Source organism: Microvirga makkahensis, assembly GCF_009830105.1.
Classification (GTDB): Bacteria; Pseudomonadota; Alphaproteobacteria; order Rhizobiales; family Beijerinckiaceae; genus Microvirga; species Microvirga makkahensis.
The window spans coordinates 169,348-185,141 of sequence record NZ_WURB01000008.1 but is presented as its reverse complement, the minus strand read 5'-3'; the positions used below and the strand labels follow the sequence as shown (position 1 = coordinate 185,141).

12 protein-coding genes, 3 tRNA genes and 1 pseudogene are annotated in these 15,794 nt (G+C 62.0%); 4 read left to right on the top strand and 12 right to left on the bottom strand.

The annotated features are described in order from the left end of the window. Positions 1 to 57: 57 nt before the first annotated feature. The 4 genes and pseudogenes from GR328_RS13500 to GR328_RS13485 all read right to left on the bottom strand — a co-directional run bounded on the left by GR328_RS13500 (position 58) and on the right by GR328_RS13485 (position 3,422). Positions 58 to 1,746 carry a methyl-accepting chemotaxis protein gene (locus GR328_RS13500; RefSeq protein WP_160885042.1) on the bottom strand — a complete coding sequence of 563 codons (1,689 nt, stop codon included), beginning with the start codon at positions 1,744 to 1,746 and terminating at the stop codon, positions 58 to 60. A 739-nt stretch (positions 1,747 to 2,485) separates the two neighbouring features. Then, positions 2,486 to 2,796, bottom strand: a pseudogene (locus tag GR328_RS13495) (hypothetical protein); the annotation flags it as partial. 35 nt (positions 2,797 to 2,831) lie between these two features. Then, complete coding sequence (locus GR328_RS13490) at positions 2,832 to 3,104, bottom strand: hypothetical protein (RefSeq protein WP_160885040.1); 273 nt, start codon at positions 3,102 to 3,104, stop codon at positions 2,832 to 2,834. Between the two features lie 240 nt (positions 3,105 to 3,344). Then, positions 3,345 to 3,422: transfer RNA gene (locus GR328_RS13485), tRNA-Pro, on the bottom strand. A 249-nt stretch (positions 3,423 to 3,671) separates the two neighbouring features. Here GR328_RS13485 and GR328_RS13480 point away from each other — a divergent pair. Both GR328_RS13480 and GR328_RS13475 read left to right on the top strand, forming a co-directional pair. Continuing rightward, a complete protein-coding gene (locus GR328_RS13480; RefSeq protein ID WP_160885039.1) occupies positions 3,672 to 4,286 on the top strand; it encodes a DUF4142 domain-containing protein in 615 nt (204 codons plus the stop codon). A 263-nt stretch (positions 4,287 to 4,549) separates the two neighbouring features. After that, a complete protein-coding gene (locus GR328_RS13475) occupies positions 4,550 to 5,116 on the top strand; it encodes a DUF1003 domain-containing protein (protein WP_160885038.1) in 567 nt (188 codons plus the stop codon). Here GR328_RS13475 and GR328_RS13470 read toward each other — a convergent pair. From GR328_RS13470 to GR328_RS13440, 7 genes are all read right to left on the bottom strand, one after another. Then, positions 5,104 to 5,179 (bottom strand) — tRNA-Val (locus GR328_RS13470). The genes GR328_RS13475 and GR328_RS13470 overlap by 13 nt on opposite strands. 156 nt (positions 5,180 to 5,335) lie before the next feature. Continuing rightward, positions 5,336 to 5,614 (bottom strand): HU family DNA-binding protein, encoded by a 279-nt coding sequence (locus GR328_RS13465; protein WP_160885037.1) that lies wholly within the window; start codon positions 5,612 to 5,614, stop codon positions 5,336 to 5,338. 196 nt (positions 5,615 to 5,810) lie between these two features. Continuing rightward, positions 5,811 to 8,237 (bottom strand): endopeptidase La, encoded by a 2,427-nt coding sequence (gene lon, locus GR328_RS13460; protein ID WP_160885036.1) that lies wholly within the window; start codon positions 8,235 to 8,237, stop codon positions 5,811 to 5,813. Between the two features lie 227 nt (positions 8,238 to 8,464). Beyond that, positions 8,465 to 9,733, bottom strand: a complete 1,269-nt coding sequence (clpX, locus tag GR328_RS13455; RefSeq protein WP_160885035.1) for an ATP-dependent Clp protease ATP-binding subunit ClpX — start codon at positions 9,731 to 9,733, stop codon at positions 8,465 to 8,467. 224 nt (positions 9,734 to 9,957) lie between these two features. Continuing rightward, a complete protein-coding gene (locus GR328_RS13450) occupies positions 9,958 to 10,590 on the bottom strand; it encodes an ATP-dependent Clp protease proteolytic subunit (RefSeq protein WP_160885034.1) in 633 nt (210 codons plus the stop codon). 80 nt (positions 10,591 to 10,670) lie between these two features. Next, the gene (tig, locus tag GR328_RS13445; protein WP_160885033.1) at positions 10,671 to 12,068 is read right to left on the bottom strand and encodes a trigger factor; all 1,398 of its coding nucleotides are present in this window, start codon (positions 12,066 to 12,068) and stop codon (positions 10,671 to 10,673) included. Between the two features lie 108 nt (positions 12,069 to 12,176). Next, positions 12,177 to 12,261: transfer RNA gene (locus GR328_RS13440), tRNA-Leu, on the bottom strand. Positions 12,262 to 12,368: 107 nt separating this feature from the next. On the opposite strand from GR328_RS13440, the gene GR328_RS13435 reads away from it, so the two are divergent. Continuing rightward, the gene (locus GR328_RS13435; protein WP_246215854.1) at positions 12,369 to 13,790 is read left to right on the top strand and encodes a multicopper oxidase family protein; all 1,422 of its coding nucleotides are present in this window, start codon (positions 12,369 to 12,371) and stop codon (positions 13,788 to 13,790) included. Here GR328_RS13435 and GR328_RS13430 read toward each other — a convergent pair. Beyond that, positions 13,783 to 15,267, bottom strand: a complete 1,485-nt coding sequence (locus GR328_RS13430; protein WP_160885031.1) for an NAD(P)H-hydrate dehydratase — start codon at positions 15,265 to 15,267, stop codon at positions 13,783 to 13,785. The two genes, GR328_RS13435 and GR328_RS13430, sit on opposite strands and share 8 nt — an antisense overlap. A 179-nt stretch (positions 15,268 to 15,446) precedes the next feature. On the opposite strand from GR328_RS13430, the gene GR328_RS13425 reads away from it, so the two are divergent. Then, positions 15,447 to 15,785 carry a P-II family nitrogen regulator gene (locus tag GR328_RS13425; RefSeq protein ID WP_160885030.1) on the top strand — a complete coding sequence of 113 codons (339 nt, stop codon included), beginning with the start codon at positions 15,447 to 15,449 and terminating at the stop codon, positions 15,783 to 15,785. Positions 15,786 to 15,794: the final 9 nt, after the last annotated feature.

The following is a 15,794-nucleotide window of genomic DNA, read 5'->3' as shown; positions in this document are numbered from 1 at the left end:
GAAAGGCAGGGCTGCACAGCCCTGCCTTTCAGAGGTCCATAGTCCTACGACATCCGCTTACGCAGCGCGTATTCCCGAGAGGAAATTGGCGACCTCGTGACTCAGGATGCTAGAGCTACGCGCAAGCTCCTGGGCAGATCCCGCCACCTGGGTGGCGGCAGCACCTGTCTCTGCTGCGCCCTGCTGCACCGTACCGATGCTTCCGGTGACCTGCTCGGTACCGCGCGCAGCCTCTTGGACGTTCCGGGCGATCTCAGAGGTTGCTGCTCCTTGTTCATCCATCGCAGCCGCAATTGCCACAGATATCTGTGACATCTCGCCTATCGTTTGAACAACGCTATGGATCGCTTGCACAGCGCGCTCAGTTGCCTGCTGGACCGATCCGACTTGGTGAGAAATGTCCTCTGTTGCTTTTGCGGTCTGGCTCGCCAGTTCCTTCACCTCAGTTGCAACAACAGCAAATCCTTTTCCCGCATCACCCGCTCGGGCCGCCTCGATTGTCGCGTTCAAGGCCAGCAGGTTCGTTTGTCCGGCTATGGAATGGATCAATGAGACTACGTTGCCGATTTGCTCGGCTGCCGAGGCGAGTGTTTGAACAGTGTCATTCGCTCGCTGAGCATCCTGAACAGCTTGACCGGAAATCCGCGAAGAGTGAGCCACCTGACTCGCGATCTCACGGATTGAAATGGAGAGTTCTTCAGTTGCGGCTGCCACTGTCTGTACGTTTGACGAAGTCTGCTCCGTAGCGGAGGCAACAGCAACAGATTGCCTGTTAGTCTGGTCAGCAATCGAACTCATGGACTGGGCTGACGCTTCCATCTCAGTCGCGGCAGCCGATAGGCTCTGAACAAGTCCACCGACTGCGGATTGGAAGCTATCAGCAAGCTCATTGCGCATTCGCCTCCGTTCAGCTGAAGCTTCCGCTTCTTTTGTGTTGGCCTCTTCCTCAAGCTGACGGCGCTCGATCAGTGCGAGCTTAAACACCTGCACGGCATCCGCAATCGTTCCGATTTCGGTCTTCTCTCCTCGCGAGGGGATTGCGACATCGAGATTTCCAGCTGCAAGCTGCTGCATGGGAACAACCACCGAGGAGATGCCCCGACCGATGCTGCGAACTATAAGAACGGCACCTGAAATTCCAGCCAGCATAATGATTGCTGCTGACGCGAGGATGAGACTCATCGTCTGGCTATATATCTCATCGCCTTTGAGGCTAGCATTGTTGCCTCCCTGCAGATTCATGACGACCAGCTTGCTCAACGTCTCATCGACTGCGTTAAGAAGAGCTACGACTCTGACGTTTACATAGTCCCGCGCCTTCTCGTTCTCATTGCTACGAGAAAGCTCTAGTGCAGCATCTTTCGCTTTGACAAACTCTGAGAATTGTTCGCTGAATGTTTGATAAAGAGCTCTCTCCTCCGACGAGGATATCAGCTTCTCGTACGTTGAACGCTCTTTCTCAATCTTTGCAAGAGTATCCGAAAGCCTTTTCTCATTGCGAGCCATACCGGCATCCGACGTGGAGAGCACATGCGCCATAGCGATCGTTCCCAAGTCGGAAAACTCTTTATTGAGAGCTCCGATAGTGTGGATGCTCGGCATCCAATTGTGGGCCATCTCGGTGGAGACCTCATTCACAGCCGCGATCCGATTGACGCTGAAGGTGCAGATGCCAGCCAGTACCAAAAGAAACATCGAGAATGCGCTGATCAATCTGGCGCGAATTGAAATGCTACCAAAGCCCATCTTTTCCCCTGCGACCTGTCCACTTGGCCGTGGAAGGCGTACGCCCCTATGGCGCACAATCTCAGGCGAACTCGCGCTATCTCTCGGAGCTTGCGCTAGTATGGCGCCAAGACGGGCGATGAATTCGCTTGTTGTCGAAGGCAGAGCAATTGATGACTATGGAATTTATCTAAGCATTTGATTCAAATGTTTTCTTGCTTCGACGGACAAAATTCGTTTGCACCTCCCGGTCATTCCCTTTGAGGAGCAAACGTAGCTTTGTCGAAATGCAAGATCGGATTTATAGATAAGATAAGTGCTAATTTTGACTTCTTTTCCGCAAGCGCGGATCAAAGTCCTGGGACGGGATCTTGTTGGCCGGCACATGAATGGGCCACCATCCTTCCCAACGACCTGAAAGCGTCCTCTCTCTCTCTCTCTCTCTCTCTCTCTCTCTCTCTCTCTCTCTCTCTCTCTCTCTCTCTCTGCTTGTCCCTGTCATGATGGGGATTGCGTAAGGGCTGCCAAGTGTCCGTGTCCCACAACAGGTCCGTGTCGCCCTTATGAGGGATGCACTGGTCGACCACCGTGACCGGAGCCACGAGCCCTTCTTTCTGGCCCATGACGCAGAGGTGATTGCGGCTTCCAACCGCCTTTTGGTGCGCACGGTCCGATGCCGCAGGTTTGCGAACACATTGGAGATCGGGTTCCTGGCTCGCGGCTGGATCCAGTGTTCAGCGGGCCGGTCGAAGACGGCCGGCACCAGGACGCATTCGGCTTGATCTTCCATCCGGGCCGGCCAACGCTCGCCCTCGCCCAGCCATTCGCCGGTCAGCCGGGAGATCACCGGAGGCGAGAGGTTGGGAGCGCCTCCCGGAAGTCGCCGGTGAGAGCCTGCACAGGCAGGGGATCGACAGCAGCAGTGACGGGGACCGCTCCGATGCCGATCCGGATCGCCCGTGCCGGCCCAGGCGCCCGCGGTCCTCCGGCACCCTCGGCTTCGACCGCGATGGCTCGGGCCAGGAGCTTGCGGGCACGAGCGCGCAGGATGCCAGTCAGGGAATCGGCCATCGTGTCGGGCTGACGAGCTGAAAGTTGCGCTCGCCCTAGCCGTTCACGCAGGCCTGCGCCAAGGCGACCTGTTGGCCCTCCCTCGGTTCGGCATACGACGGAAAGGCATCAGCCTGCGCCAGGGCAAGACGCGCAACTACGTTCATCCCGCGCACCCGCGCTCTGAAGGAAACGCTCGATACCTTACCCGGCAGAGCATTCAAATGCTCGCCCAGGCGGATGGGGCGGCCTGGGCCCGAAACGCCTACAGCGGGAGCGGGCTGACGGCGGACCTGCACTTCCACGACCTGCGCGGAACGGGCGGTCACGATGCCGGCCGAAGCCAGTGCGACGCCGCCGCCGGATCGCGACCATCACCGGCTACACGCAGGCTCACGCAAAGAAGATTTTGGATTGCTGTTTGGCCTCAACTCGCACTCTGGCGAAATCAGCCATCGCGAAGTTGGACGAGCACCGCAGGAACAGACACGGCGCATAGTTTGCGACCCATTCTGCAAACCGAAGCTTGGAGAAATCGGCTAAGGGAGCCAAAATCCCAAGAAATTCAATGGTCGGAGCGGCGGGATTTGAACCCACGACCCCTAGTCCCCCAGACTAGTGCGCTAACCGGGCTGCGCTACGCTCCGACGCCTTGAACGGCCTGTGTCAATTAGCTTCGGAAGCAGCGCTTCGCAACCCCTGAAATGCACTTTGGCTGCAAAACGGGGCCGAAATGCACATCCTGAAAATCGGTTTGCCGTATTCGGGCTCACAAGTCCTTTCCGCCAAGCTGAAACAAAGCCATGCCCCCAGCGTTCGCGACAGCAGCAGCGGCCTCCGATTCCAGCCCCTTTCAGGCTCAGGCGGCCGGGCTGCGACCTCAATGGAGAAACCTGATGAACCGACGTGCCCTCCTCCTTGGTGGCCTTGCCGTCACCCTCGCGACCGCCCCTGCCCTGGCGCAGACCGGCGGATCGTCCTCGACTGCTCAACCTGGTGGCGCGGGCGGGTCCTCCGGCATGAACCGCATGGGCGGCCAGATGGATCAGGCCGAGATGCACCACGTGCAGCAGACGATGCAGATCGGCATGGTGGCTCTGGAAACGAGCCGCATCGCCTTGAATAAGGCCCGCAACGAGGATCTCAAGCGCTTTGCGAACTTCGAGGTGCAGGAGCAGACAACTCTCGCCGAGGTCCTGCGCTCGATGATGGATCCTGCAGCGACAGCCGCGACAGGGCAGTCCGGTGCGGACAGGCAGGGCGACATGCAGATGGATGCCAGCGGCCGGGACATGCTTCAGACGCTGCAGAGTCAGCAGGCCGGGGCCGCCTTCGACAAGGCCTATCTGGACGGACAGCTGCAGGGACACCGCAACCTGCTGCAGGTGCAGGAGCAATATCTGCAATCCAATCCCCAGAACCGCGAGCATATGAACGTGGCTAAGATGGCGCGCACCCAGATCCGCGAGCATATCGCGCTGCTGGAGCACATTCAGGGGACCATGCGGTAATGCATCCGCCCGTTTTGCATGAAAAGGCCCGCTCCACCGGTGTGGAGCGGGCTAGGCACAGGAGCGGTCTCGGGAGGAACGGTGTCTAAACAAACACCTCAACGGCTTGTTGCAGGGGTGCGGCGTTCCACCTCAGCCCTTCTCGGCGAGCCCGCCCTCCATCAGAATCCCTGAACTCTTCAGCTCGCCAGCCGTTCTTGTCCGACTCTTGTGAGAGGAAGGATCCGGTCGTGGCGGAGTGGAAGCGTGAGTCCAGCAGAAGCATGAAGCCGGACAGTCCGAGCACCGAAACCCTCGGGCCTGGCGACTTCACGTCCGTGCTGGAACGCAACATCAATATCCTGCGGGAGAGGCGCCAGCGGGATGAAAGCCAAGCCGGACTGCAGGACCGCTTGGCCGAGGCCATCACCCGCTTCAGCGGCAGCATGGTGTTCGTCTACCTGCATCTTGCCCTTGTCGGAGCCTGGACGCTCCTCAATGCCGGATTGCTTCCGGGCATCGCTCCCTTCGACCCGACCTTCGTGATCCTTGCGACGATCGCCTCGGTCGAAGCGATCTTCCTGTCGACCTTCGTGCTCATCAGCCAGAACCGCGCCGCCGCGGCAGCCGATCGCAGAGCGGAGCTCGATCTCCAGACCAACCTCCTGTCGGAGCACGAGATCACCCGGCTGCTGTCTCTCACCAGAGCCATCGCACAACGGCTCGGCGTGGACGAAGCGCACGACCCCAGCCTCGACGAACTCGAACAGCACGTCGCACCCGAGAAGGTGCTCGAAAAGTTAGCGCAGGACGAGAACGAAACCGACACTCGGGGGGATGGTGGGCGGTGAGGGGATCGAACCCCCGACCTGCGGTGTGTAAAACCGATGCTCTACCAGCTGAGCTAACCGCCCGTTTTCGCGCCCCTTCGGGGAACAGTCGCCGAAGGAGCATGCGTCATATCAGAAGCTGCGGATGTTTCCAGCCCCGATGCGCCTCACATAAAAAGAGAAGGCCGACAACGCAAGCGTATCGGCCCTCTTTGGCAGCTGAAAGCTGCTGAAAAGCGCTTATTTGCCGTTGACGGCTTCCTTCAGGCCCGCGCCGGCGCGGAACTTCGGGGTCTTGGAAGCCGGGACCGTCACCTTCTCGCCGGTGCGCGGGTTGCGGGCCTCGCCGGCGGCGCGGTTGGTGACCACGAACGTGCCGAAGCCGACGATCTTCACCTCGTCCCCCTTCTTCAGAGCGCCGGTGATCGCCTCGATGGCGGCGTCGATCGCCTCACCAGCCTGGCCACGGGAAAGACCGACCTTGTCGGCGACGGCAGCAACGAGCTCGCCTTTGTTCATATGATATCCTCCAGTGATCGCAGCGATCGCAGGTTATGTAGTATCACCGCTTCAAGGAGCATCCGTGTGGCGCAAAGCTAGTCCGTAAGCAACCCCCAAAGCGCCGCAAATTGGCCATTTTCTGCTGTTTCGCACCAAAAAAGCCCCCGGATTTCTCGTCCGGGGGCTCATTCTTACCTAACGTTGCGTCAGCCGCTTAGTGTGCAACCACTCCGGCCCCGTCGTCCTCGACAGCGGGTTTGGGACCCTTGAGCACTGATGCCTCGTCCCATTCGATCGGCTCGGGCATGCGCACGAGCGCGTGCTGGAGCACTTGATCCATGGTGGAGACCGGCACGATTTCGAGGCCGTTCTTCACGCTCGCCGGGATGTCGACCAGATCCTTGGCGTTCTCCTCGGGGATCAAGACCTTCTTGATGCCGCCGCGAAGGGCCGCGAGGAGCTTTTCCTTCAACCCGCCGATGGGAAGCACTCTGCCTCGCAGCGTGACCTCGCCCGTCATGGCGATGTCGCGGCGAACCGGAATGCCGGTGACCACGGAGACGATGGCGGTCGCCATGGCAATGCCGGCAGATGGACCATCCTTCGGCGTTGCACCTTCCGGCACGTGCACGTGAATGTCGCGGCGATCGAAGAGCGGCGGCTCGACGCCGAAGGCGACCGCACGGGAGCGGACATAGGACGCCGCCGCCGAAATCGATTCCTTCATCACGTCGCGCAGGTTGCCCGTCACGGTCATCTTGCCCTTGCCCGGCATCATGATGCCTTCGATGGTGAGCAGCTCGCCGCCCACCTCGGTCCAGGCGAGACCCGTGACCGTGCCGACCGAGTCCTCCGTCTCGGCCTCGCCGTAGCGATAGCGCGGCGGCCCGAGGAAGTCCGGTAGGTTCTCCGTGGTGACCTCGACCGACGGCACCTTGGAGATGAGGATCTCCTTCACCGCCTTGCGAACGAGATTGTTGATCTCGCGCTCGAGGTTACGCACGCCCGCTTCGCGGGTGTAGCGGCGGATCAGCATGAGCAGAGCGTCGTCGCCGATCTTCCACTCCTTCTCCTGCAGCCCATGCTTCTGCATGGACGAGGGGATCAGGTGCGTGCGGGCGATCTCGGCCTTCTCTTCCTCGGTGTAACCCGCGATGCGGATCACCTCCATGCGGTCGAGAAGCGGACCGGGAATGTTGAGCGTGTTGGCGGTCGTCACGAACATCACATTGGAGAGATCGTAATCGACCTCCAGGTAATGGTCGTTGAAAGAGTTATTCTGCTCGGGGTCGAGAACCTCCAGCAGAGCCGCCGACGGGTCGCCACGGAAGTCCATGCCCATCTTGTCGATCTCGTCGAGCAGGATGAGGGGGTTGGAGGTCTTGGCCTTGCGCATCGACTGGATGATCTTGCCGGGCATCGAGCCGATATAGGTCCGGCGGTGACCGCGGATCTCCGACTCGTCACGGACGCCGCCGAGCGACATGCGCACGAACTCGCGTCCCGTGGCCTTGGCGATCGACTTGCCGAGCGATGTCTTACCCACGCCGGGAGGGCCGACGAGGCAGAGGATCGGACCCGTGAGCTTGTTGGCGCGCTGCTGCACGGCCAGATACTCGACGATACGCTCCTTGACCTTGTCCAGACCGTAGTGATCCGAATCCAGGATGTCCTGGGCGGCCTTCAGGTCCTTCTTCATCTTCGAGCGGCGGCCCCACGGAATGCCGAGCAGCCAGTCGAGATAGTTGCGTACGACCGTGGCTTCCGCGGACATGGGCGACATCTGGCGGAGCTTCTTCAGCTCGCCGAGCGCCTTTTCGCGGGCCTCCTTCGTGAACTTGGTCTTTTCGATCTTCTCTTCGAGCTCGGCCAGCTCGTCGCGACCTTCGTCGTCTCCGAGCTCCTTCTGGATCGCCTTCATCTGCTCGTTGAGATAGTACTCGCGCTGCGTCTTCTCCATCTGACGCTTCACGCGGGTACGGATCCGCTTCTCGACCTGCAGGACGGAGATTTCGCTCTCCATCATGCCGAGCACCTTCTCGAGGCGCTGAGCGACGGTCGGCGTCTCCAGGATCGCCTGCTTGTCGGCAATCTTGATCGCGAGGTGCGAAGCGATTGTGTCGGCGAGCTTTGCGGGCTCGTCGATCTGGGTCACGGCGGAGACGACCTCCGGCGAAACCTTCTTGTTGAGCTTCACATAATTCTCGAACTCGGCCACCACCGAACGGGCCAGGGCCTCTGCCTCGATCTGGTCGCCAAGGGAGTCCGGAAGCACTTCCGCTTCGGCCTCGTAGAATTCTTCCGTACGGGTATAGGCCTTCACCTGGGCGCGACTCGCGCCTTCAACCAGCACCTTCACGGTGCCGTCGGGCAGCTTGAGGAGCTGAAGCACATTGGCCAGGGTGCCGACCTTGTAGATCGCGTCCGCAGCAGGATCATCGTCCGTTGCATCAATCTGCGTGGCCAGCAGGATGTGACGGTCGTTCTTGACCACCTCCTCGAGCGCACGGATCGACTTTTCGCGGCCGACAAAGAGCGGCACGATCATATGCGGGAAGACGACGATGTCACGCAGAGGCAGAACCGCATAGGTTCCGGTCGAGCCCGGAATGACAGGCTGACGAGGCTTCGACTGTGTCATGAGACAACATCCTTATGTCTGCGTCCGGAGAGCCCCTTGTATAAGCTGGTTCTCGGACGGGATACCGGAATGCTCAGGCTTTTCTTATGGGCTGCATTCGGTACGCGGCGCCGTCCCTCGGGGGATGAGCGGACGGCCACCTCGCAAGAAAGTATGTGGCGTTGCGGGTGCATTGTTTCAAGAACCGTGCCCGCAACGCCTCCGATCATAATCCCCCTCGAGCGGCCTCAGGCGCTGGCGCTGGCCGTCTGCTCACTGCGGTCGCCGTGGATGAAGAGCGGCTTGGCCTTGCCTTCCACCACTTCGGGGCCGATGACCACCTGCTCGACCGAGTCGAGGCCGGGCAGATCGTACATGGTCTCGAGCAGAATGCCTTCCATGATGGAGCGCAGACCGCGGGCGCCGGTCTTCCGCTCGATCGCCTTGCGGGCGATGAGGCTCAGAGCCTCGTCCTGGAAGGTCAGCTGCACGTTCTCCATCTCGAAAAGCCGCTGATACTGCTTCACCAGCGCGTTCTTCGGCTCCTGGAGGATCTTCTTCAGGGCCTCTTCATCGAGGTCCTCGAGGGTCGCCAGCACCGGCAGACGGCCGACGAACTCGGGGATGAGGCCGAATTTCAGCAGGTCCTCCGGCTCCACCTCCCGGAAGATCTCGCCCGTCCGGCGATCGTCCGGCGCGCTCACCGAGGCGCCGAAGCCGATGGACGTGCCCTTGCCGCGACCGGCGATGATCCGCTCGAGACCCGCAAAGGCGCCGCCGCAGATGAACAGGATGTTTGTCGTGTCTACCTGCAGGAACTCCTGCTGCGGATGCTTGCGTCCGCCCTGCGGAGGCACCGAGGCGACGGTGCCCTCCATGATCTTCAGCAGGGCCTGCTGCACGCCCTCGCCCGACACGTCGCGGGTGATCGACGGATTGTCGGACTTGCGGGAGATCTTGTCGATCTCGTCGATATAGACGATGCCGCGCTGCGCCCGCTCGACATTGTAATCGGAGGCCTGGAGCAGCTTGAGGATGATGTTCTCGACGTCCTCACCCACATAGCCGGCTTCCGTCAGGGTCGTGGCGTCGGCCATGGTGAAGGGCACATCCAGGATGCGAGCGAGCGTCTGCGCAAGCAGCGTCTTGCCCGAACCGGTCGGACCGATCAGCAGGATGTTGGACTTCGCCAGCTCCACGTCGTTGTGCTTCGTCGCGTGGGCCAGGCGCTTGTAATGGTTGTGGACCGCCACCGAGAGCACCTTCTTGGCGTGCTCCTGGCCGATCACGTAGTCATCCAGAACGCGGCTGATTTCCTTCGGGGTGGGCACGCCATCCCGGGACTTCACGAGGGACGATTTCGACTCCTCGCGGATGATGTCCATGCAGAGCTCGACGCATTCATCGCAGATGAAAACCGTCGGGCCAGCGATCAGCTTGCGAACCTCGTGCTGGCTCTTGCCGCAGAAGGAGCAGTACAGCGTGCTCTTGGAGTCGTTGCCGCCAGCCTTGGTCATTATCACATCTCCAATCCGTGCAGGGACGGCCCTGTGCCGGCCCCGCACCCTTTAAGTTATGAGCGCCGGAGCTAATGAAAGGTTCCGACGCCGAGAATTTTCACGTCAAATTGCCTCGCCTCCCGAATCCACATGCAATCACGGGCAGGGCGCGTGATCAACAGAAACGGGATTACAAGTTAAAAAGACGCACCTGGGGAGAATTTTTCCCCAGGTTTTAAGGATTAAGTCGGTGTTGCCGCCGGCTCGGGGCGCTTCTCGATCACCTGATCAATCAAGCCGAACTCCCGGGCGGCCTCAGCCGTCATGAAGTTGTCGCGCTCGAGCGCCCGCTCGATTTCCTCATAGTTCCGGCCCGTGTGGCCCACGTAGATCTCGTTGAGCCGACGCTTGAGAGCCTCGCTCTCGCGGGCGTGGATCATGATGTCCGTGACCTGGCCCTGGTAGCCGCCGGAGGGCTGGTGAACCATGATTCGGGCGTTGGGAAGCGCAAAGCGCATGCCCTTCTCGCCTGCGGTCAGCAGGAGCGAGCCCATCGAGGCGGCCTGGCCGACGCACAGGGTCGAAACCGGGCAGCGGATGAACTGCATGGTATCATAGATGGACAGGCCGGACGTCACGACGCCGCCGGGCGAGTTGATGTAGAAGGAAATTTCCTTCTTCGGGTTCTCGGCCTCGAGGAACAGCAGCTGCGCCACGATGAGCGACGCCGAATAGTCTTCGACCGGACCCGTAAGGAAAATAATCCGCTCGCGCAGGAGGCGCGAATAGATGTCGAAGGCGCGCTCGCCGCGGTTCGACTGCTCGACCACCATGGGAACGAGCGTGTTGTTGTAGAGCGCTACCGGATCTCTCATTGTCTCACTGCTCCAAAGCGGCCGCGCGGAATGCGCGGCCGTCTGATTGATGCAAGCTGCGAGACGCTCGAGATGAAGCGTTACTCGCCCTTGCTGGCTGTTTGACCGCCCTTACCCTTCGGCTCGGAATCAGTCCCTTCGGCGTCATCGTCGCTGAAGAGAGCTTCCTTGGAAACATTCTCTTCAGTCACCTTCACCTGGGAGAGGATCTGGTCGACAACCTTCTCCTCGAACAGAGGAGCCCGGATTTCAGCTAGGGCCTGTGGGTTCTTCTGGTAGAACTCCCAAACCTGCCGCTCCTGGCCGGGATACTGGCGGACCCGCTCGATGAGGGCCTGGGTCACCTCGTCGTCGGAGATCTTGATATCGGACTTCTCGCCGATCTGCGCAAGGACCAACCCGAGACGCACGCGGCGCTCCGCGATCTTGCGGTACTCCGCCTTCGCCTGCTCTTCCGTGGTGTCCTCGTCGGCGAAGGTGCGGCCGTTGGACTTCATGTCGGCCTCGACCTGCGACCATACGGCGGCGAATTCCTGCTCGACCAAGGTCGGGGGCAGCTCGAAGCTGTACTTGGCGTCGAGAGCGTCCAGGAGCTCCTTCTTCACCTTGCGCCGGGACTGGGTGTCGAAATCGCGCTTGATGGCGTCGCGGATCGCGTCCTTGAGCTTGTCCAGGGTCTCCATGCCGAAGCCCTTGGCCATCTCGTCGTCGATCTTCAGCTCGCCGGGAGCCTCGACCTCTTTAACGGACACGTCGAATTCAGCCTCCTTGCCGGCCAGATGAGCCGCCAGGTAGTTCTCCGGGAACTTGACCTTCACGAGCTTGGTGTCACCGGCCTTCAGGCCGATCAGCTGCTCCTCGAAGCCCGGAATGAACGTGTTGGAGCCGAGTTCCACGCGGATGTCCTGGCCATTGCCGCCCTCGAACTCGGCGCCGTCGATGCGCCCCACGAAGTCCACGACCACGCGGTCGCCGTCGGCCGCTGCGCCGTCCTTCTTCTCGAAGGAGCGGTTCTGCTTGGCCATGCGCTCGAGCGACTCGTTGATTTCCGCATCGGAAACCTCGACCACCGGCTTCGTCACGCTCACGTCGGACAGGTCGGCCAGCTCGAATTCCGGGAGGACCTCGAGAGCGACCGTGAAGGCCAGGTCCCCCTTGGCGTCCATGGCCTGCTCGATGGTGTCCTTGTCCTCAGGGAACTGGATCTGGGGCTCGTGGGCGAGCTTCAGACCGTTGTCCTCGACGATCTTGCGGTTGGCTTCGTTGACGGCGTTCTGAAGAACGTCGGACATCACGGAGCGGCCATAGACCTTGCGCAGGTGGGCGACCGGCACCTTGCCCGGGCGGAAGCCGTTGATCCGCACCCGATCCTTGATGTTGTCCAGCTCGCTGTACAGGCGTTGCTCCAACTCGGTGGCCGGGAGCACGACCTTGAACTCTCGCTTCAAGCCTTGGGACAGTGTTTCCGTCACCTGCATTGTTCTGTTCGCCTTCGTTCACTCGAAAAATTGATGTTAGGCTCCGGCCGATGCGGCATAACGGCCGTCAACCAGGCGCCAGGAGCCTCCGGACCCAATCCTGACGATTGGTGCGGGCGGAGGGAGTCGAACCCCCACGACTTGCGTCGCTGGAACCTAAATCCAGTGCGTCTACCAGTTCCGCCACGCCCGCACGGGAGTAGCACGATACACGCGCCCCTCTTCCGGGACGCGGCTCTATAGCATGCTTGGCGCGCCGTGCATTAAAAAAGTTCGTGTGCAAGCGCAAGGCAACCGAACTTGGCCTTTTCCGTTCAAGAAGGTAGCCAGATCGTATCCGCTCGCGAGCCCTCTCCGATGATCACCCGCCGCGCCGCCGCCGCAGGCCTTGCCACCTCCCTGATCGGCCTGACCGGGCGGACAGGGGCGCAGGGTCTGTCCCCCACCTCGTCCGTGTCCCGGGTGCTCCAGGCCGGTGAGGCTCGATGGAGCCTCGCCGCCAAGCCTCGCTCCATGCGGCTGCGCCCCGATGCGGCCAGGGAGGCCGATGTCTGGACCTTTAACGGTGAATTGGCGCCGGTCTTCAGGCTGAAGCATGGGGCAGGCATGCGGCTGTCCCTCAAGAATGAAACTGCCCTGCCCCTGTCCCTGCATTTCCATGGCATCCGAGGGCCAAACGAGATGGCTGGGGTCGGGGGGCTCACTCAGCCCCCCATCGCCCCCGGCGAGAGCTTCGATTACGCTTTCACCCCGCCCGATCCCGGTACGTTCCTGATCCGCCCCTGTCTGCTGGGTGGCAGTGCTGAGCCTGCGGAACGCGGCCTCACGAGCCTTCTGATCGTTGAGGAAGCCCAACCTCCCCAGGTGGACCGGGATATCGCTCTGATCGTGGACGACTGGGCACTCGCGGAGGACGGCAGCCTCGCCCTCGGCGACCCCGCCCCTGCGGGCCGCCTCGGCAGCTTCCTGACGGTCAACGGCAAGGCCACCCCGCTGCGGATCGAGGCACCGCCTCGCGGGCGGATCCGCCTGCGCTTTGCCAATGCCTGCAACGCTCGCGGCATGCGCCTGCGCTTCGACGGGCTGAAAGCCTTTGTGATAGCCGTCGATGGGCAGCCCTCCAGTACCTTCGAGCCCCTGGAGGCCTCCCTGCCCTTCGCTCCCGGCAACCGCTACGACCTGCTCGTCGACCTGCCGGCGGAGGTCGGCCCCGCCGGCTCCGTGATTGCCCTGATCGGCAGCGGCTTCCCTCTCATGGAAATCGTCGCCACCGGCGACAGAAGCGGGCCATTGCCCCCGATGGCGCCGCTGCGTCCCAATCCCAAACTGCCCGCGCAGATCAGGCTCCAGGACGCCATGCGCAAGGACGTGGCGATCAGGGGCGATCCAACAAGGCCGGATGTTCCATGGGCCATCAACGGAGCCACAGGCCAGCCGTCGAACCCGCCGCTCGTCAGGATCAAGCGCGGCACACCCGTCGTCCTGGCTCTCAGGAACGAGACCGCGTTCATGCAGCCCATGCACCTGCACGGACATTCCTCCCGCCTGCTCCATGGCCTCGATGACGGCTGGGAGCCCTATTGGCTCGATACGGTACAGGTGCCGGAGAACAAGACGGTCCGCATCGCCTTCGTGGCCGACAATCCCGGCAAGTGGCTTCTCGCCTCGACCGTCATGGAGCGGTTCGATGCGGGCCTATGGACCTGGATAGAGGTTACCTGAGGAGCGTGCGTAGAACCCCCGGTATCAGCTCGGCCAAATCCTCGGCGATCAACCCCGGCCCGAAGCTCGCACCCGCCTCCGCATGGATCCATACGCCGGCGCAGGCAGCCTCGAAGGCGGGCAGCCCCTGGGCCATGAGGCCCGCCACGATGCCGCAGAGCGTATCGCCCGAACCGGCCGTCCCCAGATAGGGCGTGCCGTTCTCGTTGATTGCGGCGCGCCCGTCCGGCGCCGCGATCACCGTGTCGGGCCCCTTCAGCACCACCACCGCACCGGTATAAGCGGCGGCGCGATGCGCTCGCTCGATTTTGGATTCCGGATCAAGGATATCCGGGTGCCCTTTGAACAAGCGCCTGAACTCGCCGTCATGGGGTGTCAGCACCGCCGGAGCGTGACGGAAGACCTGATGGAGCTCCGTGGCCAGTCCCTCGAAGGAAGTCAGCGCATCCGCATCGAGCACGAGGCTGCGGCGGGCATGAGCGGCCACGGCCACCATCGCGCGGGTGCCGGAATGAGCGCCGAGGGCAGGCCCGAGCACCAGCGCGTTCAGCCGCGCATCCTGTAGAATCTGATGAAGTCCCTCCGGCCCGTCGCAGCCTCTCAGCATGATGGCTGTGAGATGGGCTGCGTTCACGCCGAGCGCCTCGGGCGGAGAAGCCACGGTGACGAGGCCCGACCCGATCCGCAGCGCCGCCCGCGCGGCCAGCCGCGCAGCTCCCGTCCGGGTCGCGCCGCCCGAGACCACGAGGGTATGACCGCGGTCGTATTTGTGGAAATCGAGCCCCGGTTTGGGCAGCCTGTCGAGCCAAAGGGGCGGAGCATTGGCGAAGAGCCTGCCGCCCGTCGCCTCCAGGGTCACCCGGGGGATGCCGATATCGGCGACCTCCACCTCTCCGCAGAAGGCACGGCCCGGCATCAGCACATGGCATGGCTTGCGGGCGGCGAAGGTCACCGTCCGCCGGGCTTTCACGGCAAGCCCTCTCACCCGCCCCGTCTCGCCATCCAGACCGGACGGCAGATCGACCGCGAGAACGGGGATCCCGGAGGCATTCATACGCTCGACCGCGACCCGGGCCGCTCCGCCGAGATCCCGCGCGAGGCCGGTGCCGAAGAGAGCATCGACGATAAGGTCGGCCTCGGCAAAGGGTAGGCTCTCGACCGGCTCGACGGCTCCCTTCCAATCCTTCGCGGCCAGCGCGGCATCCCCCGCAAGTCGCCCGACCTCTCCAAGGAGCCCGAGGGAGACCCGATGCCCCATTCCGGCGAGACGTGTCGCCACGACGAACCCGTCGCCGCCGTTCTGCCCAGGTCCGGCAGCGACGATCACGCGCGCCTCTTTCGTGAGCATTTCTGCTGCGGCACGAGCCACGGCATGCCCCGCGCGCCGCATCAGCTCGATACCGGGAAGGCCCGACTCGATGGTCCAGGCGTCCGCCTGCCGCATTTCCCGGGGCGTAAGAACGAGCTCAGGAGGCATTTGCCCCCCCGCAATGGCCCCAAATCCTAGCTTTGCCGACGAAATCTGCACATGCACAAACTTTGCGCAGAAACTGCCGCCCAGGAGTGCAATTGCGCCCGATTTGAATCGTTGAGTCCATGGAAGGCACCCCGTGCTGGTGCTAAAAGCGGCAAGTCCCGAACCGAAACGGTTATCCGATGAAGAAAATCGAAGCCATCATCAAACCTTTCAAGCTCGATGAAGTCAAAGAAGCCCTTCAGGAGGTCGGTCTCCAGGGCATCACCGTCATCGAGGCGAAGGGTTTCGGCCGTCAGAAGGGCCATACCGAGCTGTATCGCGGCGCGGAATACGTCGTCGATTTCCTCCCCAAGGTGAAGCTCGAGATCGTTCTCAACGACGACATGGTCGAAAGCGCTATCGAGGCAATCCGCAAGGCAGCCCAGACAGGCCGCATCGGAGACGGAAAGATCTTCGTGTCGACGGTCGAAGAGGCCGTCCGCATTCGTACGGGCGAGATCGGATCCGACGCGATCTAAAAAACTCCC